General features: G+C 32.4%; 26 protein-coding genes. 21 read left to right on the top strand and 5 right to left on the bottom strand.

The features are described from left to right. The first annotated feature begins 20 nt into the window (after positions 1-20). From AC4CVH_RS04610 to AC4CVH_RS04600, 3 genes are all read left to right on the top strand, one after another. A complete protein-coding gene (locus tag AC4CVH_RS04610) occupies positions 21-2,048 on the top strand; it encodes a methyl-accepting chemotaxis protein (protein WP_490786563.1) in 2,028 nt (675 codons plus the stop codon). Positions 2,049-2,138: 90 nt separating this feature from the next. After that, a complete protein-coding gene (locus AC4CVH_RS04605; protein WP_490786562.1) occupies positions 2,139-3,077 on the top strand; it encodes a M15 family metallopeptidase in 939 nt (312 codons plus the stop codon). A 46-nt stretch (positions 3,078-3,123) separates the two neighbouring features. Next, on the top strand, positions 3,124-4,230 hold the full coding sequence (locus AC4CVH_RS04600; RefSeq protein ID WP_490786561.1) for an amidase domain-containing protein: 1,107 nt from the start codon (positions 3,124-3,126) through the stop codon (positions 4,228-4,230). Between the two features lie 60 nt (positions 4,231-4,290). On the opposite strand, the gene ytfJ is transcribed toward AC4CVH_RS04600, so the two are convergent. Together ytfJ and AC4CVH_RS04590 are read right to left on the bottom strand one after the other, a co-directional pair. Further along, positions 4,291-4,719: a GerW family sporulation protein gene (gene ytfJ, locus AC4CVH_RS04595; RefSeq protein ID WP_490786560.1), complete on the bottom strand. Its 429-nt coding sequence runs from the start codon at positions 4,717-4,719 to the stop codon at positions 4,291-4,293. 19 nt (positions 4,720-4,738) lie between these two features. Next, a complete protein-coding gene (locus AC4CVH_RS04590; RefSeq protein WP_490786673.1) occupies positions 4,739-5,170 on the bottom strand; it encodes a DUF2953 domain-containing protein in 432 nt (143 codons plus the stop codon). A 277-nt stretch (positions 5,171-5,447) separates the two neighbouring features. On the opposite strand from AC4CVH_RS04590, the gene AC4CVH_RS04585 reads away from it, so the two are divergent. Next, on the top strand, positions 5,448-6,551 hold the full coding sequence (locus tag AC4CVH_RS04585; RefSeq protein ID WP_490786559.1) for a D-alanyl-D-alanine carboxypeptidase family protein: 1,104 nt from the start codon (positions 5,448-5,450) through the stop codon (positions 6,549-6,551). A gap of 6 nt (positions 6,552-6,557) precedes the next feature. Here AC4CVH_RS04585 and AC4CVH_RS04580 read toward each other — a convergent pair whose 3' ends face one another. Then, positions 6,558-7,052, bottom strand: coding sequence for a hypothetical protein (locus AC4CVH_RS04580; RefSeq protein ID WP_490786558.1), 495 nt, complete (start codon positions 7,050-7,052; stop codon positions 6,558-6,560). A gap of 520 nt (positions 7,053-7,572) precedes the next feature. Here AC4CVH_RS04580 and AC4CVH_RS04575 point away from each other — a divergent pair. From AC4CVH_RS04575 to rnfB, 7 genes are all read left to right on the top strand, one after another. After that, positions 7,573-7,986, top strand: a complete 414-nt coding sequence (locus AC4CVH_RS04575) for a SoxR reducing system RseC family protein (protein ID WP_490786557.1) — start codon at positions 7,573-7,575, stop codon at positions 7,984-7,986. Positions 7,987-8,128: 142 nt separating this feature from the next. Next, a complete protein-coding gene (gene rsxC, locus AC4CVH_RS04570; protein ID WP_490786556.1) occupies positions 8,129-9,451 on the top strand; it encodes an electron transport complex subunit RsxC in 1,323 nt (440 codons plus the stop codon). A 29-nt stretch (positions 9,452-9,480) separates the two neighbouring features. Then, on the top strand, positions 9,481-10,479 hold the full coding sequence (locus tag AC4CVH_RS04565; RefSeq protein WP_490786555.1) for an RnfABCDGE type electron transport complex subunit D: 999 nt from the start codon (positions 9,481-9,483) through the stop codon (positions 10,477-10,479). Positions 10,480-10,483: 4 nt separating this feature from the next. Further along, positions 10,484-11,035 (top strand): RnfABCDGE type electron transport complex subunit G, encoded by a 552-nt coding sequence (locus AC4CVH_RS04560; RefSeq protein WP_490786554.1) that lies wholly within the window; start codon positions 10,484-10,486, stop codon positions 11,033-11,035. Between the two features lies 1 nt (position 11,036). Next, positions 11,037-11,687, top strand: a complete 651-nt coding sequence (gene rsxE, locus AC4CVH_RS04555; RefSeq protein WP_490786553.1) for an electron transport complex subunit RsxE — start codon at positions 11,037-11,039, stop codon at positions 11,685-11,687. Further along, on the top strand, positions 11,687-12,268 hold the full coding sequence (locus AC4CVH_RS04550; protein WP_490786552.1) for an electron transport complex protein RnfA: 582 nt from the start codon (positions 11,687-11,689) through the stop codon (positions 12,266-12,268). Before rsxE ends, AC4CVH_RS04550 begins: the two co-directional genes overlap by 1 nt. A 24-nt stretch (positions 12,269-12,292) precedes the next feature. After that, positions 12,293-13,153: an RnfABCDGE type electron transport complex subunit B gene (gene rnfB / locus AC4CVH_RS04545; protein ID WP_490786551.1), complete on the top strand. Its 861-nt coding sequence runs from the start codon at positions 12,293-12,295 to the stop codon at positions 13,151-13,153. 58 nt (positions 13,154-13,211) lie between these two features. Here the strand turns inward: rnfB and AC4CVH_RS04540 are convergent, their stop codons facing one another. Continuing rightward, positions 13,212-13,730 (bottom strand): Gx transporter family protein, encoded by a 519-nt coding sequence (locus AC4CVH_RS04540; RefSeq protein WP_490786550.1) that lies wholly within the window; start codon positions 13,728-13,730, stop codon positions 13,212-13,214. A 17-nt stretch (positions 13,731-13,747) separates the two neighbouring features. Beyond that, complete coding sequence (locus AC4CVH_RS04535) at positions 13,748-14,131, bottom strand: NusG domain II-containing protein (protein WP_490786549.1); 384 nt, start codon at positions 14,129-14,131, stop codon at positions 13,748-13,750. Positions 14,132-14,400: 269 nt separating this feature from the next. Between AC4CVH_RS04535 and AC4CVH_RS04530 the strand changes: the two genes are divergently transcribed. The 10 genes from AC4CVH_RS04530 (at position 14,401) to AC4CVH_RS04485 (ending at position 26,890) form a co-directional block, all read left to right on the top strand. After that, complete coding sequence (locus AC4CVH_RS04530; protein ID WP_490786548.1) at positions 14,401-16,578, top strand: methyl-accepting chemotaxis protein; 2,178 nt, start codon at positions 14,401-14,403, stop codon at positions 16,576-16,578. Between the two features lie 115 nt (positions 16,579-16,693). After that, positions 16,694-17,146 carry an MBL fold metallo-hydrolase gene (locus AC4CVH_RS04525; protein WP_490786547.1) on the top strand — a complete coding sequence of 151 codons (453 nt, stop codon included), beginning with the start codon at positions 16,694-16,696 and terminating at the stop codon, positions 17,144-17,146. Positions 17,147-17,270: 124 nt separating this feature from the next. After that, the gene (locus AC4CVH_RS04520; protein ID WP_490786546.1) at positions 17,271-17,459 is read left to right on the top strand and encodes a hypothetical protein; all 189 of its coding nucleotides are present in this window, start codon (positions 17,271-17,273) and stop codon (positions 17,457-17,459) included. Positions 17,460-17,600: 141 nt separating this feature from the next. Continuing rightward, complete coding sequence (locus AC4CVH_RS04515) at positions 17,601-18,587, top strand: ROK family protein (protein ID WP_490786545.1); 987 nt, start codon at positions 17,601-17,603, stop codon at positions 18,585-18,587. 103 nt (positions 18,588-18,690) lie between these two features. Further along, positions 18,691-19,251: a DUF3867 domain-containing protein gene (locus tag AC4CVH_RS04510; protein WP_490786544.1), complete on the top strand. Its 561-nt coding sequence runs from the start codon at positions 18,691-18,693 to the stop codon at positions 19,249-19,251. 95 nt (positions 19,252-19,346) lie between these two features. Further along, positions 19,347-20,027: a response regulator transcription factor gene (locus AC4CVH_RS04505; RefSeq protein ID WP_490786543.1), complete on the top strand. Its 681-nt coding sequence runs from the start codon at positions 19,347-19,349 to the stop codon at positions 20,025-20,027. Positions 20,028-20,042: 15 nt separating this feature from the next. Beyond that, complete coding sequence (locus AC4CVH_RS04500) at positions 20,043-21,572, top strand: sensor histidine kinase (RefSeq protein WP_490786542.1); 1,530 nt, start codon at positions 20,043-20,045, stop codon at positions 21,570-21,572. A gap of 651 nt (positions 21,573-22,223) precedes the next feature. Next, positions 22,224-23,351, top strand: coding sequence for a betaine/proline/choline family ABC transporter ATP-binding protein (locus AC4CVH_RS04495; RefSeq protein WP_490786541.1), 1,128 nt, complete (start codon positions 22,224-22,226; stop codon positions 23,349-23,351). Continuing rightward, positions 23,351-24,904, top strand: coding sequence for an ABC transporter permease/substrate-binding protein (locus tag AC4CVH_RS04490; RefSeq protein ID WP_490786540.1), 1,554 nt, complete (start codon positions 23,351-23,353; stop codon positions 24,902-24,904). Before AC4CVH_RS04495 ends, AC4CVH_RS04490 begins: the two co-directional genes overlap by 1 nt. Positions 24,905-25,003: 99 nt before the next feature. After that, complete coding sequence (locus AC4CVH_RS04485; RefSeq protein WP_490786539.1) at positions 25,004-26,890, top strand: LTA synthase family protein; 1,887 nt, start codon at positions 25,004-25,006, stop codon at positions 26,888-26,890. The last annotated feature ends 49 nt before the right edge of the window (positions 26,891-26,939 follow it).

The raw sequence follows: 26,939 nt of genomic DNA, 5'->3' as shown, positions 1-26,939 counted from the left end.
CTAATTAAGGAGGCATAAAAATGACTATAAAAAGAAAGGTATCATTGCTTATAGGTACAATTGTTCTTACTACTATGACGCTTGCAGCTATACTGGTATATTATCAGACGTCATCTAAATTGTACGATTCGAGTAAGATTGAAATGAAGTCTTTAACTAAAAGTTATGTTGGAACTTTAGAGGATATGGTTGATAAAGAGAAAGTAAAGGTTATTGGATTGTCTGAAAAAAAATCTAGTTATGATTTACTTAATTTTAGGGAAAAATCATATAATTCAAGTGAGTATAGAAGTTCTGTACAACAGATGGGAACTCAACTCGTAAAATATGTTAAAGATCAGGGAAATCTTGAACACGCATTTGTTGTAGATAAGACAGGGACTATAATAGCAGATAGCGACAAGCACCTTGTAAATCAGAATATAAGTGACAGGGAATATAATTATAAAACCCTTCAAGGAAAAGCTACTATAAGTGAAACGATGACATCAAAATCTACGGGAGAACAAATAATAATTTTTACAAATCCTATAAAAATCAACAATCAAGTAACAGGGTATGCTGCAGTTGCAGTTATTGCGAAAACATTTTCAAAACCCTTTCAAAATTTGACGGTTTCTGAATCAAAAGGAAGTTATGCTTATTTAATTGATGAAAACGGTAACATAATATTTCACCCAGAAAGTAAGAAGATAGGGAAGCCTGTGGGAAATACTGTGATAAAAAACTTTATAGACAGCTTGAAGTCGGGAAAAGCGTCTCTCGGAAATTATGTAGATTACACTTTTAATAATACTAAAAAAATAGCTTATTGCAGTGTAGTTCCGGAGCTTAAGTGGACTTTTGTACTTTCCGCTGATAGAAGTGCTATAATTTCAGGTGCAAGAAAAATTACATTTCTAGTTATAGCAGCAATGTTTTTAATGGCAGTTGCAGCTTTGATTGTAGGATTGATTTTATCAAGGAAGATTACAGAACCAATAGAACAAATAAAAGGTATAATACAAAAAATTTCAAGGCTTAATCTTGAAGATGACAGTGAATTTAAAATAGATTCGAAAGATGAAATAGGAGATATGTACAAGGCAATTGTATCCATGAGGGATGCATTAAAAGGTATTGTGAGTGATATTGCAAATGTATCGACACAAATAGAAAATAGTGCGGTTTCCTTGAATAGTGTTACCGGAGAAGTTGAAAAAAATGTTGATGAAACCTTAAAGCAGACAGAAAATCTTTCGGCGGGTATGCAGGAAAATTCTGCTACAGCAGAGGAAATTGCAGCATCTTCGGGAGAAATGGGAAATGCAGTAAATAGTATGGTCGATAAAGTTCAAAAGGGACTGGAAACGTCCGAAGGTATTGCAAAAAGGGCTGATGATCTTAAAATTTCGTCTACTGAATCTAAAGAAAAGGCGAAGAATATTTATGAAAATGTTAAGGTCAGTCTTGAGAAGTCTATAAAAGAAAGCAGAACCGTAAGTAAAATAAATGATCTTACGGAAGCTATAATTTCAATAACGGGTCAGACAAATCTTCTTGCGCTTAATGCGTCTATTGAAGCTGCAAGAGCAGGAGATGCAGGAAAGGGATTTTCGGTTGTAGCCGATGAAGTTGGAAAGCTTGCAGAACAGTCCGGGAAAACTGCAAATGATATAAAGAGTATAGTTGATATAGTAGAACGTTCTGTTAGAGGGCTTGTGGAAAATTCCAGTAATATATTGAAATTTCTCGAAGAAACAGTTTCAAAAGATTATGAAAAACTTGGAGATGTGGCCCTGCAGTACAGTAAGGATTCAGAAACAATAAATGATTTTATGAGCGATTTTAGTGCAGTATCTGAAGAACTGAATGCATCTATTGAAGGTGTTGTAAAAGCTGTGAATGAAATAGCTGAGACTGTAAGTGGCGGTGCTGAGGAGGTTCAGACTGTTACAGAGAGAAATAATAATATATATTATAGAGTAAAGGGTATAAAAGAAACTACTCAGCGAAATAAAGAGAGCGTTGATATGCTTAAGAATATAATTGAAAAGTTTCATATATAATCTTTATTAGGAATTTAAATTAAGGTATAAGTATTATCCCTTGGGCAAAAATAAACCTATTCAATTTAGGATTAATGGGGTGATTTGCTCATGAAAAAGGTAGTACTTGTACTTTCTTTTATTTTGCTTTTTTCGCAAGGTGTTTCAGCAGAAAGTATAAAACAATATGATACAAATATGAAGAGGGATATATTATGTATAATGATGGCATATCCGGAATATGTAAAAGATGTTGCCTCAGGAGAAGACGGCAATATTTATATTGTTATGAAATCAGGTAGAAAGATAATTTATGATGATAAAAGACAAAAAAATTCACAGCAAAAATTTTTAGAGCCTGATGTACAGGATATGATGGAACAAATATATCCTTTGGATTCTATAGAAGAAGTTATGGATGAAGGCTGCGATCCTGGAAGGATACGTGTATATCCAATTCTTGAAGAGGTATATGGAGGGTCTAAAAACAGTGTAGAAAAAAATTTGAAAATGGCAAACCTGGGATATAAAAGGTTTCAATTTAATGGCAACAACAATGCATCAAAGTCTCTTGAAAATGCCGTAAGGGAAGCGATGTCCGCATCTAAAAAGGAGCCTCGAATAGGTGAATGTCTTTTCCCGAGCAGTGGAACATTTAACTACAGGAATATATCGGGAACAGGTCTTAGGAGCCCGCATTCATTCGGTATAGCAATAGATCTTGCAAGAGATAAAAGGGATTATTGGAAATGGGTTCAAAAATCCGAAGGGAGTATGAGAATAAAAAGTTATCCTAAAGAGCTTGTGAAGATATTTGAAAAGAATAATTTTGTGTGGGGTGGAAAATGGAACCACTTTGATATTTTACATTTTGAATACAGACCTGAAATAATATTGAAATCAAAATACTTTGGAAAATCTTCGAATAACGATGGAAAGTGGTACAAAAATGTTCCTATGGACAATTACAAAGTAAAATCGTATGTGGAAAAGATAAATAAATTATCTGGATACAATTTACAGGGTGAAGTGTTTTTTAATTGGGAATAATACATCTGCGATTAAAAATAAATTTATTTAGGCAGGGATTATTACTATGAAATCTATTCTAGGAAAAACCAATATATTCTTTTTGAATTTAATTATAATTTTTTTGGTTGTTTTAAATATACTCAATTTCCCGGTTTTTGCTTCTGATTCTTTTGATGAGGTTCATGTAGAAAAGGCCGTTGAAAAAATTTTTACTGACAGAAACAAAGCAATACTTGAAGGTAATCTAAAACTTGTAGATAACATATATGACAAAGGAACAAAGTATGGAAGATGGGCATATCAATATGAAGAAACCAAAATGAAGTATATCTCAAATTGGGAGGAAAAACAGGGCATAAAATTTATAGATATAGTTCCCAAAGTGAAGATAAAAAGAATAAGGAAAAAAAGTGATGGTAATCTTTCGGTAAATTTAAATTGCTGTACACAGTATAGATATAATTATATTGATAATAAAAAAGATATTAATGTGTTTAGAATAGGTACATCTCATGTACTCAATGTTAAAAATTTAAATGGAAATTGGATTATAACAAAAGAATGGTATAAAGATCCGTTTGCTGATTCACTCAAAATCAACAGGCTTAAAGTTGGATATATAAAGGAATATATACTTTCACAAAAAGCAGAGGATCTCTCTTCTATGAATTCAAGAAGAAAATCTGCAGTAGAGTATGCGGAAATGTATTGTGGACTTTCAAGTGAAGAAAAATATGGATACAGATATAATAAAAAATACAGAAATTATAATTATCAGGGTGGAGATTGTGCAAATTTTGCATCTCAAATACTTTTTGAAGGCGGAAAATTTAAAAAGAATTCATCGTGGAGTTATGATAGAAAAGGAGCTACCAGGCCATGGCTCAACGCAGATGGTTTTAAAGATTATATGATATACAGCGGAAGAGGAAGTGTAATATCCCACGGTGGGTATGAAAAAGTCTATAAAAGTTCTTTTAAATTATTGCCGGGAGACTTTGTTGCTTATGAAAAAAAAGGAGACGTTACACACATTTCCGTAGTTACTGGAATTGATTCAAAAGGTTATCCACTCGTAACATGCCATAATACAGACAGAGACAAAGTTCCCTGGGATCTTGGGTGGAATGATAAAAATATAAAATTCTGGCTTGTAAGGGTAAATTATTGAAAGCAAAAGGATTTAATAGGGTTGATCCCGTATTAAATCCTTTTATAGTCCAGAATTTTTTTAAATATCGGAAGATTTGTTGTCAGATTCAAAGTCACTTTCATTGCACTTGTGTTTATTGCAATGCATTTCTTTTATAAATTCCATTATTTGAGGTACAGAATCAACTATTTTATCATAAGTATTATGCTGATTTAGAGACATAAGCCTTAAAGAATCCCCTTTTGTAACTAAAAAAGCAACGGGTTTTACAGTAACTCCAGCTCCGGAACCTCCACCGAAGGGATAATTTGCTTTTGAACCGTCAGTGTTTTTTGAATTAAATTCACTTCCACCTGATGCAAATCCAAAGGAAACTTTAGAAATTGGAACTATTAGAGAACCATCTTTTGATTCTATTGCATCTCCAACTATAGTGTTTACATCTATCATTTCCTTTAGATTTTCCATGGTGCTTTTTAATAAATTTTCTATAGGATGACCATCCATCAAAATCACTTCCTTTATATTAATTTTTAAAGTTTCGGAACTTTGATTCATGTGTGGTTATTAATATAATCACATAAATAAGTTTTGCAAAACTTATATGAATTATGCAATTTATCTCCATTTCTAAGTAAGCTCTGTTAAAGTCGGGAGTTATATTTATATTGTGTCTTCCAAGTTTGAAGATTTTTAAAATAATTTGAAATAAAAATGGAAATAGGGAATTTATAAAACCATACAATATGGCAGTATAAGCTGCGTCGCAAGTCCCATAGCGTATATCTGCAAATATATCAATTTTTGATTTGGGCTTTATGTTTGTAATAAGTTGTGTTAGTCTTGTGAATTTTTTTAGTGTACGGGTAAGAGAGCTTCTTTGAGATCTTTTATCAAGATTGAAGACTTCTCTATTTGATGTAATTTTATTTAATATGTCTATGTTAAAAAAAAACATGCGAAGTTTTTTATCAAAATATTTTGCATGAATTTTTATTGGCAGGGGGATAAATATAAAAATTATTATTGCAGTAAATAAAATAATCATTTTAGTTCTGATTACAGAGGGCGGATATTAACAGCAATCAGTTCCTCCTTCAAGTTAATTTGTACATGGTAATTATGCCCTAAATATAAATTTATATACTTTGATGCCATTAATTCTTAGGGTAATTTAAGTATTTAAGTAAAAAATACTATAGAAAAATAAAAAATTGATATCTGGAGGCAAAAACATGGACAGAAGATTAAAAAAATATATCGTATATTTTATTGTTTTTCTATTTGCGTTTAATATATGTACTTCAAGTGTTGAAGCACACAATGACAATAAGGACTGTCCTTATATAAATGCCAGATGTGCAGTTGCTGTGGATAGGAAATCGAAAGTTGTACTTTATCAAAAGAATGCTTATGAACTGGTGCCTATGGCAAGTACCACTAAAATAATGACCTCTCTTGTAGCATTAAAATATGGAAAACTTGATAGAAAAGTAAAGATATCCAAAAGAGCTGCGGAAATAAGGGGATCTACAGTCGGGTATAAAAAAGGTGAAGAGATAAAACTAAAAGAACTTTTGTGCGGCCTTATGATGAGGTCGGGAAATGATGCGGCCATAGCAATAGCTGAAGGTATAAGTGGAAGCGTTGAAGAGTTTGTTAAGCTTATGAATGAATATGCAGCTGAAATAGGTGTTTTGAATACACATTTTGAAACTCCGCACGGACTTGATAAAGAAGAGCATTATACGACTGCATATGATCTTGCTGTAATTACCAGTGTGGCAAAGTCAAATAAAGTATTCAATTATATCGTAAGTTCAAAATGTATAGATAATAAAACAAATGGATTTACAAGAAGCTATCGAAATATAAATAAAATCCTATGGGAAATTGCTGGAGCAAGCGGAGTAAAAACAGGATATACTGGTAATGCAGGAAAATGTCTTGTAAGTTCAATGAATTTAAAGGGAAATGAGATAATAATAATCGTACTTAACTGTCCGGGAAGATGGAATGAGACAAAAAAAATATATGATTATGTCAATAAAAAATATGAATTCAAGAAGATTTTTTCGAAGGATGATACGGCACTTGAAGTCAATGTGGGCAAAAAAAAGTTAAAGCTAAAGTACTCGGAGGATGTAATAATACCTGTAGATAGTTCAAGTAAATACACATCAAAAATTATAAAACCTCGAAAAATAAGATATGATATAAACAAAGGTGATAAAATTGGAAAGATATGCATATATAAAGATGGAATGAAGATATATAGTAATTATCTTAAAGCGGGAAACAAGCTGAAATTAAGTATATTTATGAAATTACCATTTTGATATATATTATGTATTGAAATTTTGTCTGCAAAAAAAGAGATTGCTTTTTTTAGAATCATCTATCATGTTGAATTTATATAATGACAGTTTTTTTGCAGACTTTATATTTTTAATTATATTTTTTAAAAATGTATCTGGAAAATTAAATTGATGATTTCGGGGAAGTTCACTTTCAACAATATATTCTATGCTGCAGGGGATATTTTCAACTACATAAAAGGGAATTGAATCTGATATCTGTTTGTGCATGATTGCGTATTCATAAATGCTGGCATCTATTATAATACCATCCCCTACATTGAAACAATGTGCAAAGGTTCTGGTGATATTTTGATTTATGCGTATTTTAACTATTCCACGAACAGGCATACAATCGATGTTTGACATTTTACAAATTTGGTATATCAAAGAAGATATAATTGGGGAGCTGTTGAGTATGCTGTAGTTTTTTATACAATATATACATGTATCTCTTAAAAATATTTTTTCGGATTTATTCATGACATCCACCTTGAAAAATAGTTATTTTCTATAATTATAGCTTTTGAAGATAATTAAGACAAGCAGTTTTATGATACTGCAACGTGATATAACAGATAATAATTCAATATAGTACAGAGTTTACGCATATTGAACATTAGATTAATTTGCATAATATATAATATACTGTGTTGATTGCAGACTGCAAATGTGTGACTCGTTTTCATAATATATGCTAGAAAACACGCCAAAATTTTCAATAAAGCATATAATAGCTATGAACAATAGTATTAATGTTAATTTACACCTATTGCATGTAAATATATGACATTGTTTTCAAGGAAAAATTAGAATTTAAATGGAAACTTGTATATTAATTATATTTGGCAATATTTTATTAACAAAATAACTGGTACAGGATTAAAAAGGTTAATAATACAGCATGACAATTAATTAATTTGTGATATAATTATATATAATAAAGCACAGTTATAAATTGTCACTTAAAAATGACGAAGAAATATTTATGGAGGTGATATAAATGAAAAATGAAACTTCGGGTATCGTAATTGAAGTAAATGGTGGTATGGCAAAAGTTAGGACTAGCAATCATGGTGACTGTGACAATTGTGGAGCATGCCCTGGTTCTGCTGCATCTGTAGTAGATGCAATGAATCCAGTTGGAGCTAAACTTGGACAACATGTTAAGTTTGAAATAGAGGAGACAAATATGCTAAAGGCTGCTTTTGTTGTTTATATTCTTCCGCTTATTGCGATTTTTGTTGGTGTACTTGCAGGAACTTTTATTGGAAAAAGCGTGGGTGGAAATATAAAGGTATTTCAGATTATATTTGGTATCGTATTATTTGCTCTTTCACTTTTGTATGTAAAAATGTTTGACAAATCCGCAAGCAAGAATGATAATATAAAACCGGTGATTAAAAGTATTATATAATTTGCTGCATTTTTGTTTTAAATTGAAAATATTTTATTATAGAAATATTAAAATATTTTAATTCTATAATTCAATATAAATAATTATTATTTTGTTACAGGAAATTTTCCTGTAACAAAATTTATTGAAAGAGGTGTTATGAGTGATAAAGAGTTTTAAAGGTGGAGTTCACCCTGATGGAAGCAAACAATATACAGCAGGTAAATCTATTGAGATGGCACCTATACCAGAAAAGGTATTTATACCTGTAAGACAGCATATAGGAGCTCCAGCTTCTCCTGTTGTAGAAAAGGGAGATTTAGTAAAGAAAGGACAGCTGATTGCGAAAAGTGGAGGATTTGTATCCAGCAATATTCATTCATCAATTTCCGGGGAAGTTGTAGATATAGGAATGTATCCACATCCGGGTTTTGGAATGTGCAGTACAATAGTCATACAAAATGATGGAAAAGACGAGTGGATGGAAGGTATTCCGGTTGTTCGCAAATTTGAAGACATGAGCGAACAGCAAATTTTAGACATAATAAAGGAAAGCGGAATTGTTGGAATGGGAGGAGCTACATTCCCTACACATGTCAAGCTATCTCCTCCAAAGGGTAAAACAGTGGATACGTTTATTGTAAACGCGGCTGAATGCGAACCTTATCTTACAGCTGACCATAGGGCAATGCTTGAGTATGAGGACAAAATAGTAAGCGGCATGAAAATAGTAATGAAGCTTCTAAAGCCTAAAAAAAGTTATGTGGGAATTGAGGACAACAAACCTGATGCCATAGAGAGCATGAAAAAAGCATTTTCAGGAACTGATGTTCAAGTAGCTGCACTTCCTACAAAATATCCACAGGGAGCAGAAAAAACTCTCATAAAAGTTATTACAGGACGAGAAGTTCCATCAGGTGGACTTCCAGTTGATGTTGGAGTTGTAGTTCAAAATGTAGGAACACTTATAGCAATAAGTGATGCGGTTGAAAGAGGAATTCCTTTGATTCAGAGGATAACAACTGTAACAGGGGGAGCTATAAAGGAACCTAAAAACCTTCTCATAAGAATAGGTACAAAATTTGAAGACGTTATAAAACTTTGTGGAGGATTTTCAGAAGATCCTGCAAAGATTATAATGGGAGGACCTATGATGGGAGCTGCCCAGTCAAATTTGGACATACCTATAATAAAAGGTACATCCGGAATACTTGTTCTTACAAAAGAAGACATAAACTATGGAACAGAATCTCCATGTATAAGATGTGGACGCTGTATAAATGCGTGTCCTATGGGACTCAATCCAAGCATGTTGAGTATACTTGGACAAAATGACTTGTACAGGGAAGCAAAAGAAGATTATAATCTTCTTGATTGTGTAGAATGCGGCAGTTGCGTATATACATGTCCGGCTAAGAGAAATATTGTACAGTATATAAAATATTGTAAAGCTAAAAATGCGGCTGAAGCAAAAGCTGCAAAATGATGGAAGAATGGAAGAAAGGTTGTGAAAAAATGGCAGAGACAGAATTAGCTAAAAAACAAATTCTTACTGTTTCTACATCGCCGCATGTACGATGTAATGAATCTATATCAAAAATAATGTGGAGTGTAAATATAGCTCTTGCTCCTGCAGCTATATTTGGTATTTATCATTTTGGATTACCAGCATTTGAAATAATTGTAACAAGTATAATTGCTGCTGTGTTATCCGAAGTTTTTGTACAAAAAATAAGACATAAACCAGTAACTATAAAAGATGGAAGTGCATTTTTAACAGGACTTTTACTTGCAATGTCAGTATCTCCTCAAATGCCGCCGTATATGATAGCAATAGGTTCTTTTATTGCTATAGCGATAGCAAAACATTCAATGGGTGGACTTGGGTATAATATATTCAATCCAGCACATGTAGGAAGAGCTGCACTTATGGCTTCATGGCCTGCAGCAATGACAGCATGGAGTACAATGACTACAAGTGCCAATGTAGTTTCTTCGGCAACTCCGCTTAGTATATTAAAGCTTGATGGATATTCAAAACTTATACAGACTTTTGGTGGACAAGGAAATCTTTATAAGGCACTATTTTTAGGAAATAGAAATGGATGTATAGGTGAAACTTCAACAATACTTCTTATTATTGGAGGAATTTATCTTATATACAAGCATTATATAAACTGGCAGATTCCAGTTGTAATGGTTGCAACAGTTGGAATACTTACATGGGTTTTCGGACCAAATGGCGCATTTACAGGAGATCCTATATTCCATATGATGGCAGGCGGACTTATAATTGGAGCCTTTTTTATGGCAACGGATATGGTAACAGTACCTATAACGGTAAAAGGTCAAATTATTTTTGCAATAGGTGCTGGACTTATTACAACACTTATAAGATTAAAAGGTGGCTATCCAGAAGGAGTTTGTTATTCTATACTTCTTATGAATGCTGCTACACCACTTATCGATCGTATAGTAAAACCGAAAAAATTTGGTGAAGAGGCAGGGAGGTAGTTTTATGGCAAAGGATAAATATTCTATTTTCAGTATTGCCAGGAATTTGGCATGTGCCTGTTTTATATCTGGAATTGTAATTGCAGCTACATACTATTTTACTGCACCAGTTGCGGCAAAAAAGCAAGTACAGTTAAAGAATGATTCCATGAAGGAACTTGTAAAAGGTGCAGATAATTTTAAAGCTGTTAGTGGAAAAAGTGAATGGTATGCGGCTGAAAAAGGAAGCAAAACCATTGCTTATGTAGTACCGGCAGATAGCAAAGGATATGGTGGAGCAATAACAATGCTCGTTGCAGTAACTCCTGATGGAAAAGTTATAGATTTTAACATTGTATCCCATAATGAAACACCAGGACTTGGTGCAAATGCATCCGAGGATTCTTTTAGAGGTCAGTTTAAAGGAAAAGCTTCTAAAAACTTAACAGTCACGAAGGACAAGTCTGATAAAGATGATATTCAGGCTATGACGGGTGCTACAATAACGTCAAGGGCTGTTACAAAGGGGATAAAGCAGGCAGTTGATGAAGTTACAAAGTATACAGGAGGTAAGTAATATGAGTAATAGTGTTAAAAAATATAGCGGCAGGGAACTGTGGGGTATATTTAGCAAGGGTATAATCTTGGAAAACCCTATCTTTGTACTTGCACTGAGTCTTTGTCCTGCACTTGCAGTAACAGGTGAGGCAGCTACGGCGCTTACAATGGGGCTTTCTGTAATGTTTGTCATAACTGCAAACAACACTGTAGTTTCAATAGTAAGAAATCTTGTAAATCCAAAGGTACGTGTACCTGTATATATAACATCCATAGCAACTATAGTTACAATGGTTGAGTTGATACTTGAAGCTTTTGCACCAATACTTTATAAAAAGCTTGGAATATATCTTGCACTAGTAGTTGTTTTCGCTATAATACTTGCAAGAGCAGAAGTGTTTGCTTCCAAGAATTCAGTAATACCTTCCTTCCTTGATGGACTTGGAATGGGAACTGGATTTTGTATTGCACTTGTAGTTATAGGAATAGTACGTGAACTCTTTGGAATGGGTTCGATATTTGGACTTAAAGTTCTTGGTTCTTGGTATGATCCGGCACTTATAATGATACTCCCACCGGGAGGCTTTATACTTATAGGATATCTTGTGGCCATAGTAAAAGTTTATAATCAGCATCAGGAAAAGTTAAAAATGAGTAGAGGTGAAATGTAATGGCGTATCTTACATTATTTATAAGTTCTGTACTTATAAACAACTTTGTTTTGACTAGGTTTTTGGGATTATGTATATTCTTTGGAGTTTCAAAGAATTTAAATGCATCTATTGGTATGGGTATGGCTGTTACTTCAGTTTTGACCTTGAGTTCCATATTTGCATGGCTTATATATCATTTTGTGCTTATCCCTTTCCATTTGACGTTTTTGACGACAGTAGTGTTTGTACTGCTTATAGCAAGTTTTGTACAGCTGCTTGAAATGATAATAAAGAAACAGGCACCGGCACTTTATAATATGTGGGGAATTTATCTGCTTCTTATTGCGACTAACTGTATAGTACTTTCAGTTCCTCTTTTGAATGTAGATTCAAATTACTCATTTTTGATGAGTGTGGTTAATGCTATTGGTGGAGGTATGGGATTTGCTTTGGCTATAATTTTGATGTCAAGTCTCAGAGAAAAACTTAGACTTGCAGATGTTCCTAAACCTCTTGAGGGACTTGGAATTGCATTTATATTAGCTGGAATGCTGGCACTTGCATTTCTTGGATTCTCGGGAATGATAGCTGTATCATAGGATTTTTAGAAAGGAGACTTTTAAATGTTAACTATAGCAATTATGACTTTGGTTGTAATGACTATTACGGGTTTGATATTTGGAGTTATACTCGGCTATGCAAATAAAAGATTTGCAATAGAATCAAATCCACTTATAGATCTTGTAGAAGAAGAACTCCCAAAAGGACAATGTGGAGGTTGTGGATATGCAGGATGTCGTGCATATGCTGAAGCTGTTGTTTTGGACAAGGATGTTGCTCCTAATTTGTGTGTACCGGGAAAGGCTGCTGTAGCTGAAGCTGTTGCAAAATTAACTGGAAAAACTGCAGAAAAACTTGAAACTAAGGTGGCACATATTATGTGTCAGGGAACTCATGAAAATGCATCTAGAAAATATGATTATGTAGGAGTTAAAGACTGTGCTGCTGCAAATCTTCTTCAGGGAGGTCCAAAATCCTGTGAATATGGATGTATAGGTTTTGGAACTTGTGTAAAAAATTGTCCGTTTGGTGCCATGATGATGGGCAAAAATGGAATACCTGTGGTAGATATAGATATTTGTACGGGATGTGGAAAATGTGAAAGCGTGTGTCCTAAGAGCGTAATTTCACTTATACCTTTAGGTGCAAAGATTGAAATAGAATGTAATTCCAAAGACAAAGGTGCCAAAGTGCGCAAGAACTGTAAAGTTGGATGTCTTGGATGTGGTATGTGTGCCAGAAACTGTGATCATAATGCAATAAAAGTGGAAAATAATGTTGCAGTTGTTGATCCGCATATTTGTATAAACGAATGCTCGGAAGAAAAGTGTTTGACAAAATGTCCAACTGGTGCAATCAAGTATATATTGAAAGATCTAAATGATCATGAGAAAAGCAAGCAGGAAGCTGCAGCAAACAGCTGACTCGGTATGAATATGAAGCCGCCGTCGTAAAAAATTACGACGGCGGCTTTTAAATATGTCAAAACATGTTTTTAAATGTTGGTATTTTTTTGAGATGCAAAGTAAGATAGTTTGTACAGATCCCTATAAAGTATCCTGTAATTATAGCGGATACAAGGAGTATGGGAAGATATACATATATTCTGAAGTCTTGTATTATAAATGAAGCGGCTAAAAGTTGTCCTATGTTGTGGAATACAGCTCCGCATATGCTAACTGCAAAAATGCTTATCGAGTTTTTCAAATATTTATATAATAAAATCATTATTATATTACTCAATATTCCGCCGGATATGCTGAAAATAAATGCAGACATGCTTCCGCCGAACATTGAACCGAGAAGTGTTCTTAAGAACATTATTACGAGGGCTTCCTTCCATCCGAGAATAATAAGGGCGGACAGTGAAACAATGTTTGCAAGACCAAGCTTTATGCCTGGGAATATAACGGGAATCTGTGCCTCTACTATATATATGACAAGTGCTATGCCTGTCATAAAGCTCAGAAGAACTAATTTTTTTATTTTATCATTGTACATAACAACATTCCTATCCTTTACTGTGTAATACTGTCAATATTGTCGTCATTACCTTCGATTGCTATTATAAGTTTGTGGGGAAGGCAGGCGATATTCTGGCCTGGATTTGATATCCATCCGGTCTTTACACATATTTTGTCGGGACAATCTGCATCCAATATGCGTATTTTTCCATGCTGGATTTCAATTTTGTTAAAATGAATTTTGTTGTATTTTACTGTGAAAGTTTCAGTATTGTTAACTTTATTCAAGTCGATGGTTCTTATTACTTTTGAATTTTGTTTTATAACTGCTATTTTTTTTGTCCCGGATACATGTTTTTTATATATAAGTACTCCGGCCAAGCTTATGATCACAAGTAATATCATAATTAACATCACTATTTTGTCGCCTTTTTTCATGTGATTGCTCCTTCTCTTCTATATATTATAAAATAGAATATCATATAAAGTTTACTACATTACAAATAAACTTACAACGAGGAATGTACTCGTTGTGAAATTTGCTGAAAACAATCAAAATATCAGAATATGATAAAAATAAATTAATTAATAGGTAATATTGTCATTAAAGATGTGAAAAAATTATAAAAACAATAAAAAAATACATAATGCGTGTTATAATTGAAATAAGAATTTTAATAATAATGTACGAAACTGGGGGCTAGTATATGTTAATGTTGAAAATTATGTATTTGTTGAACAGACGAATTAAGGTACAGTCTGAGAATGTCTTTGAAGGCATATCCCGAGGTAGGAAAAAAGCTTTAGACAATTGGTTCAGGGATAAATGGATGCAGATTGAGAACATGAGCAACATACTTAAAAGTTCAAGTACAGGTTACAATGCCGAGAAGGATGAACTTGAACACTATCTTCTTCAGTATGAAGATTTTTGTGAGTTGTTCATACTGGACAGCAAGGGAATGTCAATTGTGTCGACATGTGAAAAACATATTGGACTTGATATGTCAAAATTGAAGGGATATGAGATGGGAATCTCCGGCAGGAAGTTTATGTATGGTCCATATGAAGACCCTATGACTACTGATATTGATCTGTCCAAGAAAAAATTTGCAGATGAAGTTACACTTATGTTTTCAATACCGTATAAAAATTCAAAAGGGGAAAGCAGAATATTATTTGGACGTGTATTGAATGATGATATGAGCAATGTAATTCAGGATGAAGATACACACGTTTATAAGGATTCCGGAGATAATTATCTTTTTATGGTAAAAACAGATAGAAATATATTTCCTGGTACAGCCATTTCAAGAAGCAGGTTTGAAGATAATACTTTTACGAAAGGTGATAATCTAAAAGATGGTGTTAAGACTTCAAAATGGGGTACGGTTAAAATAAAAAAGCATACGGAGTTTGAAATAAGATTTACAGACCCCAAAACAGGTGATCTTCACACTGGAGTTAAAAATACCATAAAAAATGGAGAAAATCTCGACTGCTGGCCGGGTTATCCAGATTATAGACATGTAATTGTAGGAGGAAAGGGGATACTTATAAGACCGCCACATAGCGATGAAGTATGGGGCATGATGTGTGAAGGGGATATAGCAGAGATATACAATTTTATAAGTATAAATTTAAAAATACCGTTTATAATTTCTGTAGTTTCAGCGTTGATTTTAATATTGAGCCGTCTGGTGCATTCCATGAGTGTCGGTGCGGAAGTCTGGATGACATTTGCATCTTGGCTTGTAATTACCTTTACAAGTTACATTTCCTGCAAGAAATTTGTAACAAAACCTTTGAATAGAACTGTAGACATGCTCCATGTGCTTGCAGAGGGAGAGGGAGATCTGACAAAACGGGTTGACAAACTTTCATATGATGAAATAGGTGAGCTCTCAAGGTGGTTCAATAAATTTATAAATAATCAAATGACTATGATAAAAAGAGTTGGTACATCTTCCGGAACATCGAAAAATTCAATTCAGACAGTATCTGAACTTACAGGCAGGATAAAAGACAGTATGAAAAAGGTGGCAGGTACTGTAAATGTACTTTTTAAAGTCTCTGAAAATCAAAATGATGCTTTTCAAGGCACCAAAAATCATTTTAATGATCTTTCTGCCTCAATACAGGAAATGGAAGGACTTATAAATCAAGTTACAGAAGAGGTTTCCGATACGAGTACTCAGGCTCTAAAAGCTAATGAATCTACAGGTATTGTTCTAGATTCTATAAATGATCTTGAAGGAACCATGAAGACAACTCTTGAGAGGATAACACAATTGAAAAAACATTCGGACTCTATAACAAAAGCTGTTGTTACTATAGGAGATATAAGCAAGCAGACACAGCTTCTGGCATTAAATGCCACTATAGAGGCTGCAAGAGCAGGCGAATATGGAAAGGGATTTGGAGTGGTTGCCGTAGAAATATCAAAATTGTCCGTTGAAACAGAAAATGCAACACAGTCAATAGGAAGCTTGATATCAAATATTCAAAATGAAATAAGAAATACATTTGATGAAATAAAGAATATAAATTCAAAGGTTCAAAATTCAACTGAAAATATAAAAGAAAATATAGAATTATTCAAGTATGTTATAAAGGATATAGAAAATATAGATAAAAATATGGGAGACATATTTGATATAACTGGAAGAGAAAGTAAGAATGTATCCAATATGGTTTCTGGAATAAATGAGTCTGCAGCTGAGATGAACAGAAAAACAACAAAAGGCCAGAGCAGTAGTGAAGATTCCATAGAACTTATTGGAAAGATGCTTGATGAAACTGTAAGATTAAAGAATATAACTGATAATCTTGAATACTCATCAAATAATCTCAAAGAAATGGTTGGAGCTTTCAAAGTTGTCTAAAATAGCAGAAATTTTACCGGGCTGTGTTTATATGTATAATTTTATTTGATTCTGGAGATTATAGAATAAGAGTACAGCTTCAATATTTTTAAAATCGATATTTAGAGGTAGAATTATGCTATTTAGATTAAGTAAAACACGCAAAATAACAGAAAATGTTTTTGTAGTAAAAACACTTGTTTCAAACTTTTTTATATATTCCAACAATGGTACTTTTATATGTTTTAATACTGGTTTTATACCTTTTATAATACATAAGGAATTGAGAAAAATAAACATTAATCCTGAATCAATCTCGGATATATTTTTAACGGATGCAGATTTCAAAAATACTGGCGGGATTAAGATATTCAAAAATGCAAATATATATGTATCTAAAAATATACCCTCCAGAAAAGCAGGAAAACTCTTTCCGCGCATTGAAAATAGTTGTAATATAAAATGTGTCAGGCTGGATGATGGAGATATTGTGAAAACAGGGGGAATAAAGGTTAAATCCATTGTTATTCCAAATCACAAGAAAAACTCAATTTCCTATATAGTAAACAATAGCATCCTGTTTATATGAAACGTATTTTTATATGTTGAATTCATATATGGATGTGGTTTAAGTTGACTCAATTTATAACATATTTAAGAAAGTAGAATATTTTAATATTATAAGGGCACCAGAAAGGTGATGGCTTTATAATATGAAAGATATTATAAATTTAAAAGAAGAACTTGAAGATGAAGCGAGGAATATAAGGGAAGATATATTTATAAAAGACAGTTTATGTATTAAAAACGGCATATGGAATGTAGATGAAATATTTAATGGTATAAAACAGAGAATCAAGCTGGATTGTATCGAGGATTTAATAAAAAGAATTGAAGAGTAAGTTAAAAAATAAGGCCGGGATTTTTACCCGGCTGTTAATTATATATCCATGGAATATTGACATATTAAAACCTGTGATGATATAGTAAAAAAGTTAGATGGAATTTGTTATTCAAAAAAATTGAAAAGGTATGATTTTGCTGTGACGGATGCGTATAAGTTATTTAAAAGTTTGAGTGTGAAACAAAAATATGTATTTAATCTTATTCAGAAAAATGGTGCTATGACTAAAAATGAGATACTTCATTCAACGAATATGAAATTGACAACTTTAAATCGTGTTATGGAACCTCTCCAGAAGAACAAGATAGTAATTCAAAAAAGCATGGGTGAGTCCCATGGCGGCAGAAAGCCAGTATTATATGATGTGAATATATGCAGGTTTTATGTTGTAGGTGTGGAGGTATCGAGACATTATGTACAAGTTTCTATACTGAATTTGAGAATGGAGATCTTCTATAAGAAATTTTTTAAAATCGATGATTACAGTTCTCCACGGGAAATTGCCGGAAAAGTAAAATACATAATGGATCGTGCATATATAGAACTCAATTTTCAGTTCCTTGATCTTATAGGTGTATGTGTTGGTCTTGAAACGGGAATGTGGGATGGTGTAGAGGCAAAAAAAATATTTGAAAATGAATTGAAATGTGATGTTATTGTTGAGAATGGGGCAAACTGTGCCATTATTGCGGAAAATCTTTATGGCGATGGAAGGAAATTTGAAAATATAGCATATTTTAACTGCGGCCAGAGAATAAGACATGGATTGATTTTGAAGGGAATGCTTGTACGACCAATAGAAAACAACGAGTTTGCCTTTGAGCAAATGATGATTTCAAAATCAAAGTTCGATGAGATTCCTGCTTTTGATAGAAATCCAGAAGATATAATTTCAAAATTTGCATTGGAGTTTTCAGAAGAATTGAGGTCTTATATAAATATTTTGAATTTAAATTGTGTTATAATTGCGGGACCTATGGCAAATTCCGAAATGTTTTGTAAAACGTGTTTAAAAAACATGCCCGGGTATGTAGAGTTAAAAAGGATTGGACGATTTCACGAAGATACTATTTCGCTTGGGGCGGCTTCCATAGTACTTGAACAGTGCATTGATAATAAGATATAGCATTTTTATAATTGATGTTCAAGTGGCATGTTTTAATGAAATTTGATAAAATATAAAGAAGGGTATATTTTAAGATATCATATGTGATTTTAGGAGGATTTTCATGAGTGATAATGATGATAAGATTGTAAGTTTTAATGAATTAAAGAATAGGGCCAGAGAAAAAGATGTAGAGAAAATCGAAGATTACGTATATGGACTCTGTTACGATATGGCTCAAGGGAAGCTCAGCATGGCTGATTTCTCTAAAGATCTTCAAAAGTATATGGAAGAAAACAATATATCACAGGAAAAAATGTTTAATATACAAAAAGAACTTATGAAAAGATATGGAATTAACATGGATGATGTTGAAAAGCAGATGAAGAATATGGGGTTTGATGTTCCTTTTGTAAATCAGAACTCTGATTATGAGGCTGTGAGAAAGACTATAAGCTTTCAAGATAAGTACAAGGATAAGATTGGAAGCAAAGTAATGACAACATACAGTATAAATGATGTAAACATATATTTAAATGAAGAAAAAGTATTTTTAACAAGTGAAGGCAAAATAAATTTACAGGACATGGATTTGAATGAATTTCTGTGTTCATATAAAAATGTGGTAAAAGACAAAAAAATAAAAATATATTTATGTGAGAATGTTAGAAATTTTGAATATTGATAAAATAGCACATGAAGCCGCGTAACGAAATATATTTACGTGGTATTTTTTATATAAGGTTGTAAAAGTTTGTATACAAGGAGAATACGTAGGATATGAATAGAAATGTTTTGATGGTGGATGATGAAGACAGGATGAGATTTTTGATGGAGGCATATTTGAAGAAAGAGGGTCTTGGAGTAATTCTGGCAGAAAATGGGGTGGATGCCCTGGAAAAGTTTAAAAACAACAAGGTGGATATTGTGGTGCTTGATATAATGATGCCTGTTATGGATGGTTGGACGGTCTGCAGAGAATTAAGAAAGATTTCGGATGTGCCTATAATAATGCTAACTGCCAGGTCGGAAGACGAGGATCAGCTTCTCGGGTTTAGGCTTGGAACGGATAGTTATGTTACAAAGCCTGTAAGTCCAAGTATACTTGTTGCAAAAATAAAGGCACTTATTAAAAGAACTTACTCTGAGATAAACGTTGATCTCAAGAAGGGCTATGACGGAATTTATGTAAACGAGGAAGCGCATGAAGTAACAGTTGATGAGAAGAATGTATACCTTTCACCCAAGGAATTTGAACTTTTAAGCTATATTATAAAAAATAAAAATATAGTTTTAACAAGAGAGAAAATACTGGATTATGTATGGGGGGTAGATTATTATGGAGATTTAAGAACCGTGGATACCCACATAAAAAGACTGCGTGAAAAACTTGGTGATAAGGCATATCTCATAAGTACGGTAAGAGGAGTAGGATATAAATTTACTGTAAATGATGATTGATTTGTGAGGTAGAAAATGAAACTGAAATATATATTATTTGAAAATAAGTTGATTTTAAGGATAAGAAGAAATATAACTTGGAAATTGTTTATAATAACCACATTTGTTTTTATATTGTTTATAAGCAGTACCTTGATATTTCAGTCGGTGTTTTTTGGAAAGTTTTATATAGCTCAAAAGAAGAGATATCTTGAGAATAAGGTTGAAAAGTTTAAAACAAATTACAATAATACAAAAAGCCAGTATGATGTAATTGAACTCATGAAAGAGTTCGAAGAAAATAACAATGCCAAACTTGTGATAGTAGATAAGAACGGAAGAATAATATTTATAACAAACAAGGATACAAGAGGATATGACGAATCGAGGGTAAAGATTATAAATGATATTATAATGCAGTGGAGTATGAATTCTAGCGTTTTGGATGAAATAAGGCAGAAAAATAAATCACTGACAGTTGTTACGGAAATGGAGATAAGGGGCATAAAAAATATTTTGAGTGCTGTTCCTGACAATAAAAAAGGTGAGGTAATATTTGCAATAACTTCCCTTGAACCTGTAAATGAAGCATCATCTGTAATTAAGCAATTTTATGTGTATTTTTATGTAGGATCTATTGCATTAATAATAATTCTATCGTTTATATATACACGCATGGTATCGAATCCTTTGGTTAAGATGAATAATGTGGCGAAAAAGATTGCAACACTTGATTTTTCCGAAAAGTCCAATATCAAAACTGAAGATGAAATGGGAAACTTGTCTAATACACTTAATTTTTTATCGGACAATTTAAATAATGCATTGACATCATTGAAAGAGGCCAATAAAAAGCTTGAAGATGATATAGAGAAAGAACGGCAGCTTGAGAAGACAAGAAAAGATTTTGTAAATGCAGTATCGCATGAATTAAAAACTCCTATAAATTTAATCGGAGGATATGCTGAAGGTCTCAAAGATGGCGTATTTGAATCGGATAAGAAGCAATATTATATAGATATAATAATAGATGAAAGCAGGAAAATGACTGACCTTGTAAATGATATGCTGAATCTTTCACATCTTGAATCAGGAGCTTTCAAACTTTCCAAGGAGTATTTTTTTATAGATAATCTTATAAATTCGGTTATAGATAAGTTTTTTGTCATTATGGATAAAAAGAATATTGATTTTAAAAAGAATATATTAAAAAATGTTAGGATTTATGCGGATTGGGATATGATAGAAGAGGTAATAACCAATTTTTTGACCAATGCAATAAGATATACAAAAGTTGGAGGCTGTGTGATTTTTTCGATGAATGTTTTAAGCGGAAAAGTTTGTATATCTGTTGAAAATGATGGAAGTCACATACCTGAGAACGAACTTGACAAGGTGTGGAATAATTTCTATAAAATAGATAAATCCAGGAGCAGAAAACTTGGTGGAAGTGGACTTGGTCTCGCCATAGTTAAAAACATACTGACGCTTCACAAATATGAATATGGTGTTCAAAATACAAAAATTGGAGTGAAGTTTTATTTTATAGTTAATACAATTGATTGAGGAAAATATAAACTTTATGTTAACAATATATAAAACTTATATAAATTTTATATATTCACTTGAGACTTATAAAATAGTTGTTATAAATTGATATAAGTTAGCTTGCACGTATTGCTGTTTTATTAACAATACGTGCTTTATTAACACTGAGGATTTTATTTTTGCATTTTTTTCAAGATGGAAATTTGATTAATTGTACTTTTTTATGTTAACATAAAAGTAGCTTAATTTAATGCACGTTAAATTTTTTATGTATATATCCCATAATATACATAAAAATACAATGCTTAATAAAAGAATTAGGTGTTTTTATAAATCATATAATATTAATTTAACATATTGGACTCACAAATTGGACTCACAAAGTGGAATTTTTAAGTCCAAGTTAAATTTCCAACTAAAAATGTATCCATGCAGTGTAATTTTAGCACCTTAATTATACTACGGAAGATGTCAGAACTCAATGTTCTTTTCTAAAAAAATTATCATTTATATCATCTTTAAAATAATTGGTACAAAAGCTCAAAACAAATTAATTATCATTTGGAATATAGTCTGAATAATATTTATAAATGCAATATTTATTTGTTTATAAATATTAAAAATTAATTGGACAATTATGCAATTTGAAGTAAAAAAGGAGGAAAATGTATGATAAAATTTGAAAATGTTAAAAAGTCATTTAAAAATAGTTCAGTACTTAAAAATATAAATTTGGAAATCAACAGTGGAGAATTTGTTGTTTTGATAGGACCGAGCGGATGCGGTAAAACAACTACTTTGAAGATGATAAACAAACTTGTGAAGCCTACATCTGGAAATATATTTGTAAATGATAAAAATATAAAGGATGAAGACACAATAAGTTTGAGAAGAAGTATTGGTTATGTAATTCAGCAAACGGGGCTTTTTCCTCATATGACGATATCTGAAAATATAGGATTAATACCTAAACTTCAAAAGTGGCCTGAGCAAAAAATAAAAAACAGAGTTTGCGAGCTTTTGGAGATGGTACATATGGAACCGGATAAATACATGGAAAGATACCCGCATGAACTTAGTGGCGGACAACAGCAGAGAGTGGGTGTTGCAAGAGCATTTTCAATGAATTCAGACATAATTTTAATGGATGAACCTTTTAGCGCCCTTGATCCAATAAATAAAGGGCAGCTTCAGGATGAGCTTTTTAGCATACAGCAGGAACTTAAAAAAACTATAGTCTTTGTTACTCATGATATGGATGAAGCAATAAAACTTGGTGACAGAATATGCATAATGAAGGATGGAAATATACTACAGTTTGATACACCTGAAGAAATACTTAAGAATCCTTCTCATGGTTTTGTGGAAGAGTTCATAGGAAAAAATAGAATATGGAACAAACCTGAATTTATAAAGGCCAAGGATATAATGATAACAAATACAATAATGACAAATTCCGAGAGAAATATAATACAAGCACTTCAAATAATGAGAAGCAACAAGGTAGACAGTCTTATGATAGTTGATAAGAATGGAAAACTTACAGGTATAGTTACACTTAAAGACATAAGGAAAAGTCTTGATAGAACTATGAAACTAAAAAATATAATGGAAAAAGATATATTTACTGTAAGGGAAAATGACAGCATAGTAGATGTGCTTCAAAAAATAAGTGATAATGGCATAGGCTATGTTCCTGTTGTTAATGAAAATGGGGAATTAAAAGGTCTTATTACAAGAAGCAGTCTTATAACAGTTTTAAGCAGTCAATTTTTGGATGAGGAGAATGATATTTGATGAATTCAATTTTACAATTTTACAATTTTGTTTTGAATAGATCAGGGGATATATTCAAGCTTTTTATGCAGCATATACAACTTACATTATTGTCTGTAATAATAGCGGTACTCATAGGCGTACCTCTCGGCATACTTATACAAAAAAATAAAAAATTGTCTTCTATAGTACTTGGAATTGCCAATATAGTACAGGCAATACCGAGTCTTGCGCTTCTTGGATTTTTGATTCCTGTAATAGGCATAGGCAGTAAACCTGCAATAGTTATGGTTATACTGTATTCACTTCTGCCAATTATAAAAAATACGCATACAGGGCTTGTTGGTATAGATCCAAATATTATAGAGTCTGCTGAAGGAATGGGAATGACTGAATCACAGATACTTAAGATGGTTAAACTTCCACTTGCACTTCCTGTAATAATGGCAGGAATAAGAATATCAGCAGTTACTGCAGTGGGACTTATGACAATAGCTGCATTTGTAGGTGCAGGTGGACTTGGATATATGGTGTTTACAGGGGTTCAAAGTGTAAATAATGACATGATACTTGCAGGTGCCATACCAGCTTGCATACTGGCACTTTTGATAGATTTTATAATTGGCAAGATTGAAAAGGCTGCTATGCGTAAAAAAAAGAAAACAAAAAGTCGTATTTCTCCGAAAATAAAGAAATTAATTGCAGCTGTATTGTGCATTGTAGTTGCGGGAGGATACTTTGTGTATTATAAAGATTCCAATAATAAGATAACGGTTGGAGGAAAAAATTTTACAGAACAAATAATACTTGTAAATATTGTAGGTGAACTTATTGAAGAAAACAGTGATTTAAAAGTAGAATACAAGCCTAATCTTGGGGGAACAAGTGTTGTCTTTAGTGCAATGAAGTCTGGAGATGTGGATATAAGTGTTGATTATACGGGTACAGGACTTGTAGATATTATGAAACACAAACTCATAAAAGATCCGGATAAAGTATATAATATTGTAAAGAAATATTATGATAAAAATTTTCAAATAGAATGGCTCAAACCTATTGGATTCAATAATACGTATACACTTGCAGTATCACAGGACACTGCAAAAAAATATAACCTTAACAGCATATCGGATCTTTCAAATGTAAGTGGAGATTGTTCTCTCGGTGCTACAATGGAATTTACTGAAAGGCCGGATACCTTGAAGGCCATCGAGAGCGTATATGGAGCAAAATTTAAAGACGTGAAGGGTATAGATGGAGGACTTAGATATACTGCATTAAATCAGAAAAAAGTTGATGTCATTGATGCTTTTTCTACGGATGGATTACTGGAACAATTTAAATTAAAAGTGCTGAAAGATGACAAAAATGCATTTCCACCGTATTATGCAGTTCCTTTAGTAAGGAAACAAGTTATTTTGAAACATCCTGAGTTAAAAGAGATTTTAAACAGGCTGAGCGGAAAGATAGATGATCAAACAATGATGGAACTCAATTATAAAGTTGACAGTCTTGGAGAGGAACCTAAAACCGTTGCACATGACTTCTTGAAAAGTAACGGACTTGTAAAATAATTAACATTTTGTTAATATAATTGACACCAAGGTGCCATCTTACTATGATAAAATCAAACTTGTTTTATTTGATATTCAAATTTGGAAAGAGGAGAAAAGATGAGGGCATCAGGTGAGAAAATATTTCATTTTATATTCAACATTGTATTTAACAATATAGATATAATATTATTCAGCATTTTGATTTTTATAAAATTATTCAAATACGAACAGTCAATATCGCCGGAGTATTTGTATTCTGCAGTTGTCATACCAATAGCTGCCTCCATAATAACTTTGATTGCAATTTCTCTTATATTCAAGGAAAAGTCCAGGGTAAGATTCCTTTATATTATGGATATAGTCATAAGTTTGCTTTTAATTGTGGACATAATGTATTACAGGTACTTCAAGGATATAACTACAATTTCAGCAGTAAGAAATGCAAAACTTTTAACTGGAGTTTCGGATAGTGTCACGAGTTTGTTTAATATAAAAGATATTTTTTATATTCTGGATGTTTTTATATTAATACCTTTTCAAAGGTCCTATAGAAGGATTAGGAAAAATACTATTAAATTTTCATACAGAATTTTGTGCTTCCTTATTCTCTTTGGAGTCGGCATAGGAGTTAATGCGAGGGTTCTATATGGAGTTTCAAAGGCTCAACCAACACTGCTTACTGCAATGAGTAACAGAATATATCTTACAAAGATGATAGGAAACATAGATTTTCACATAGTGGACGCATACAATTTTATAAGTACCGATATAAAGAATTCACAAAAACTTCCAGATGACAGGGTAAATGATATAAAAGAATATTTCGAGAAAAACAGCAAAGAGAATGGACAGGCTGCTGTCATGACAGGAAAATATAAAGGGAAAAATTTAATCGTAATACAGGTTGAAGCCCTTCAACAATTTGTGATAAATAAGGAAGTAAATGGACAGGAGATAACTCCTAACCTTAACAGATGGATTAAAAAGAGTATGTACTTTAATAATTATTATTATCAGGTTGCGGGAGGGACAACGTCTGACGCGGAATTTATGTCAAACAATTCACTGTATCCTGCACAATCTGGGGCAGCTTATTATACATACAGTGGAGACACCTATGACTCCCTTGGAGTTGCACTCAAAAATAAAGGATATTATACAGCTGCGCTTCATGGAAATACTGAAGGCTTTTGGAATAGAAATGTAATGTACAAGGCGGAAGGATTTGACGATTTCTTTGGTCAGCACAGTTACAATGTAAATGAAGTAATAGGTTTGGGATTAAGTGATAAGTCATTTTTGAACCAGTCCATTACGAAGATGAAAAAGTTCAAGCAGCCTTATTATTCATTTGTTGTTACACTTACGAGTCATTTTCCGTATGATGCTGCGGATAAATATGGAGATTTCAATACAGGAAAGTATGAAGGAACATTTATAGGAAATTATCTAAAAGCAATACACTATACAGATGAACAGCTTGGCAATTATTTGGATACTCTCGAGAAAGATGGTACGCTTAAAAATTCGGTGCTTGCCATATATGGTGATCATTTTGCAATACCTAAGGATAAAATGGATCAGTTGTACAATTTTGAAGGTGTAAAAAATCCTAATGATTATACTTGGTTTATGTATCAGAAAGTACCGCTTATAATGCATTTCCCTGACAATATGAATTCAGGTGTTGTGAATAATGATTATACTTGTCAGATGGATTTATATCCTACAATTGCAAATTTACTTGATATAAAGAATAAATACATGTTTGGAAAGGATATGTTTAACAACAACAGCGGAAAAGTTTTATTCAGAAATGGATCTTTTATAGATGGAAAGAATCTATATGTATCGTGGACAAATAGTTATTATGATCTCAAGACTGGAAAAACTGTTTCAGAGACACAAAATCTAAAGAGTGAAAAAGATGAATATACAAAGGAACTTCAATATTCAGATGACTTTTTGAATCACAATTTAATGAAAGACTTTCTAAACAAGTAAGCATTAATAAAAAAGGTACTATCTCCAAGGATAGTACCTTTTTTTATTA

The sequence above is a fragment of the Clostridium pabulibutyricum genome (assembly GCF_058242705.1).
Note: the sequence above shows the minus strand (reverse complement) of the source record. Positions and strands in the feature narration are given on the sequence as shown.

Bases quoted from the DNA above. Each gene is read 5' to 3' on its own strand.
- AC4CVH_RS04610 (WP_490786563.1), top strand. From the start codon at position 21: ATGACTATAAAAAGAAAGGTATCATTGCTTATAGGTACAATTGTTCTT.
- AC4CVH_RS04605 (WP_490786562.1), top strand. From the start codon at position 2,139: ATGAAAAAGGTAGTACTTGTACTTTCTTTTATTTTGCTTTTTTCGCAA.
- AC4CVH_RS04600 (WP_490786561.1), top strand. From the start codon at position 3,124: ATGAAATCTATTCTAGGAAAAACCAATATATTCTTTTTGAATTTAATT.
- ytfJ (WP_490786560.1), bottom strand. From the start codon at position 4,719: ATGGATGGTCATCCTATAGAAAATTTATTAAAAAGCACCATGGAAAAT.
- AC4CVH_RS04590 (WP_490786673.1), bottom strand. From the start codon at position 5,170: ATGTTTTTTTTTAACATAGACATATTAAATAAAATTACATCAAATAGA.
- AC4CVH_RS04585 (WP_490786559.1), top strand. From the start codon at position 5,448: ATGGACAGAAGATTAAAAAAATATATCGTATATTTTATTGTTTTTCTA.
- AC4CVH_RS04580 (WP_490786558.1), bottom strand. From the start codon at position 7,052: ATGAATAAATCCGAAAAAATATTTTTAAGAGATACATGTATATATTGT.
- AC4CVH_RS04575 (WP_490786557.1), top strand. From the start codon at position 7,573: ATGAAAAATGAAACTTCGGGTATCGTAATTGAAGTAAATGGTGGTATG.
- AC4CVH_RS04565 (WP_490786555.1), top strand. From the start codon at position 9,481: ATGGCAGAGACAGAATTAGCTAAAAAACAAATTCTTACTGTTTCTACA.
- AC4CVH_RS04560 (WP_490786554.1), top strand. From the start codon at position 10,484: ATGGCAAAGGATAAATATTCTATTTTCAGTATTGCCAGGAATTTGGCA.
- rsxE (WP_490786553.1), top strand. From the start codon at position 11,037: ATGAGTAATAGTGTTAAAAAATATAGCGGCAGGGAACTGTGGGGTATA.
- AC4CVH_RS04550 (WP_490786552.1), top strand. From the start codon at position 11,687: ATGGCGTATCTTACATTATTTATAAGTTCTGTACTTATAAACAACTTT.
- rnfB (WP_490786551.1), top strand. From the start codon at position 12,293: ATGTTAACTATAGCAATTATGACTTTGGTTGTAATGACTATTACGGGT.
- AC4CVH_RS04540 (WP_490786550.1), bottom strand. From the start codon at position 13,730: ATGTACAATGATAAAATAAAAAAATTAGTTCTTCTGAGCTTTATGACA.
- AC4CVH_RS04535 (WP_490786549.1), bottom strand. From the start codon at position 14,131: ATGAAAAAAGGCGACAAAATAGTGATGTTAATTATGATATTACTTGTG.
- AC4CVH_RS04530 (WP_490786548.1), top strand. From the start codon at position 14,401: ATGTTAATGTTGAAAATTATGTATTTGTTGAACAGACGAATTAAGGTA.
- AC4CVH_RS04525 (WP_490786547.1), top strand. From the start codon at position 16,694: ATGCTATTTAGATTAAGTAAAACACGCAAAATAACAGAAAATGTTTTT.
- AC4CVH_RS04520 (WP_490786546.1), top strand. From the start codon at position 17,271: ATGAAAGATATTATAAATTTAAAAGAAGAACTTGAAGATGAAGCGAGG.
- AC4CVH_RS04510 (WP_490786544.1), top strand. From the start codon at position 18,691: ATGAGTGATAATGATGATAAGATTGTAAGTTTTAATGAATTAAAGAAT.
- AC4CVH_RS04505 (WP_490786543.1), top strand. From the start codon at position 19,347: ATGAATAGAAATGTTTTGATGGTGGATGATGAAGACAGGATGAGATTT.
- AC4CVH_RS04500 (WP_490786542.1), top strand. From the start codon at position 20,043: ATGAAACTGAAATATATATTATTTGAAAATAAGTTGATTTTAAGGATA.
- AC4CVH_RS04495 (WP_490786541.1), top strand. From the start codon at position 22,224: ATGATAAAATTTGAAAATGTTAAAAAGTCATTTAAAAATAGTTCAGTA.
- AC4CVH_RS04490 (WP_490786540.1), top strand. From the start codon at position 23,351: ATGAATTCAATTTTACAATTTTACAATTTTGTTTTGAATAGATCAGGG.
- AC4CVH_RS04485 (WP_490786539.1), top strand. From the start codon at position 25,004: ATGAGGGCATCAGGTGAGAAAATATTTCATTTTATATTCAACATTGTA.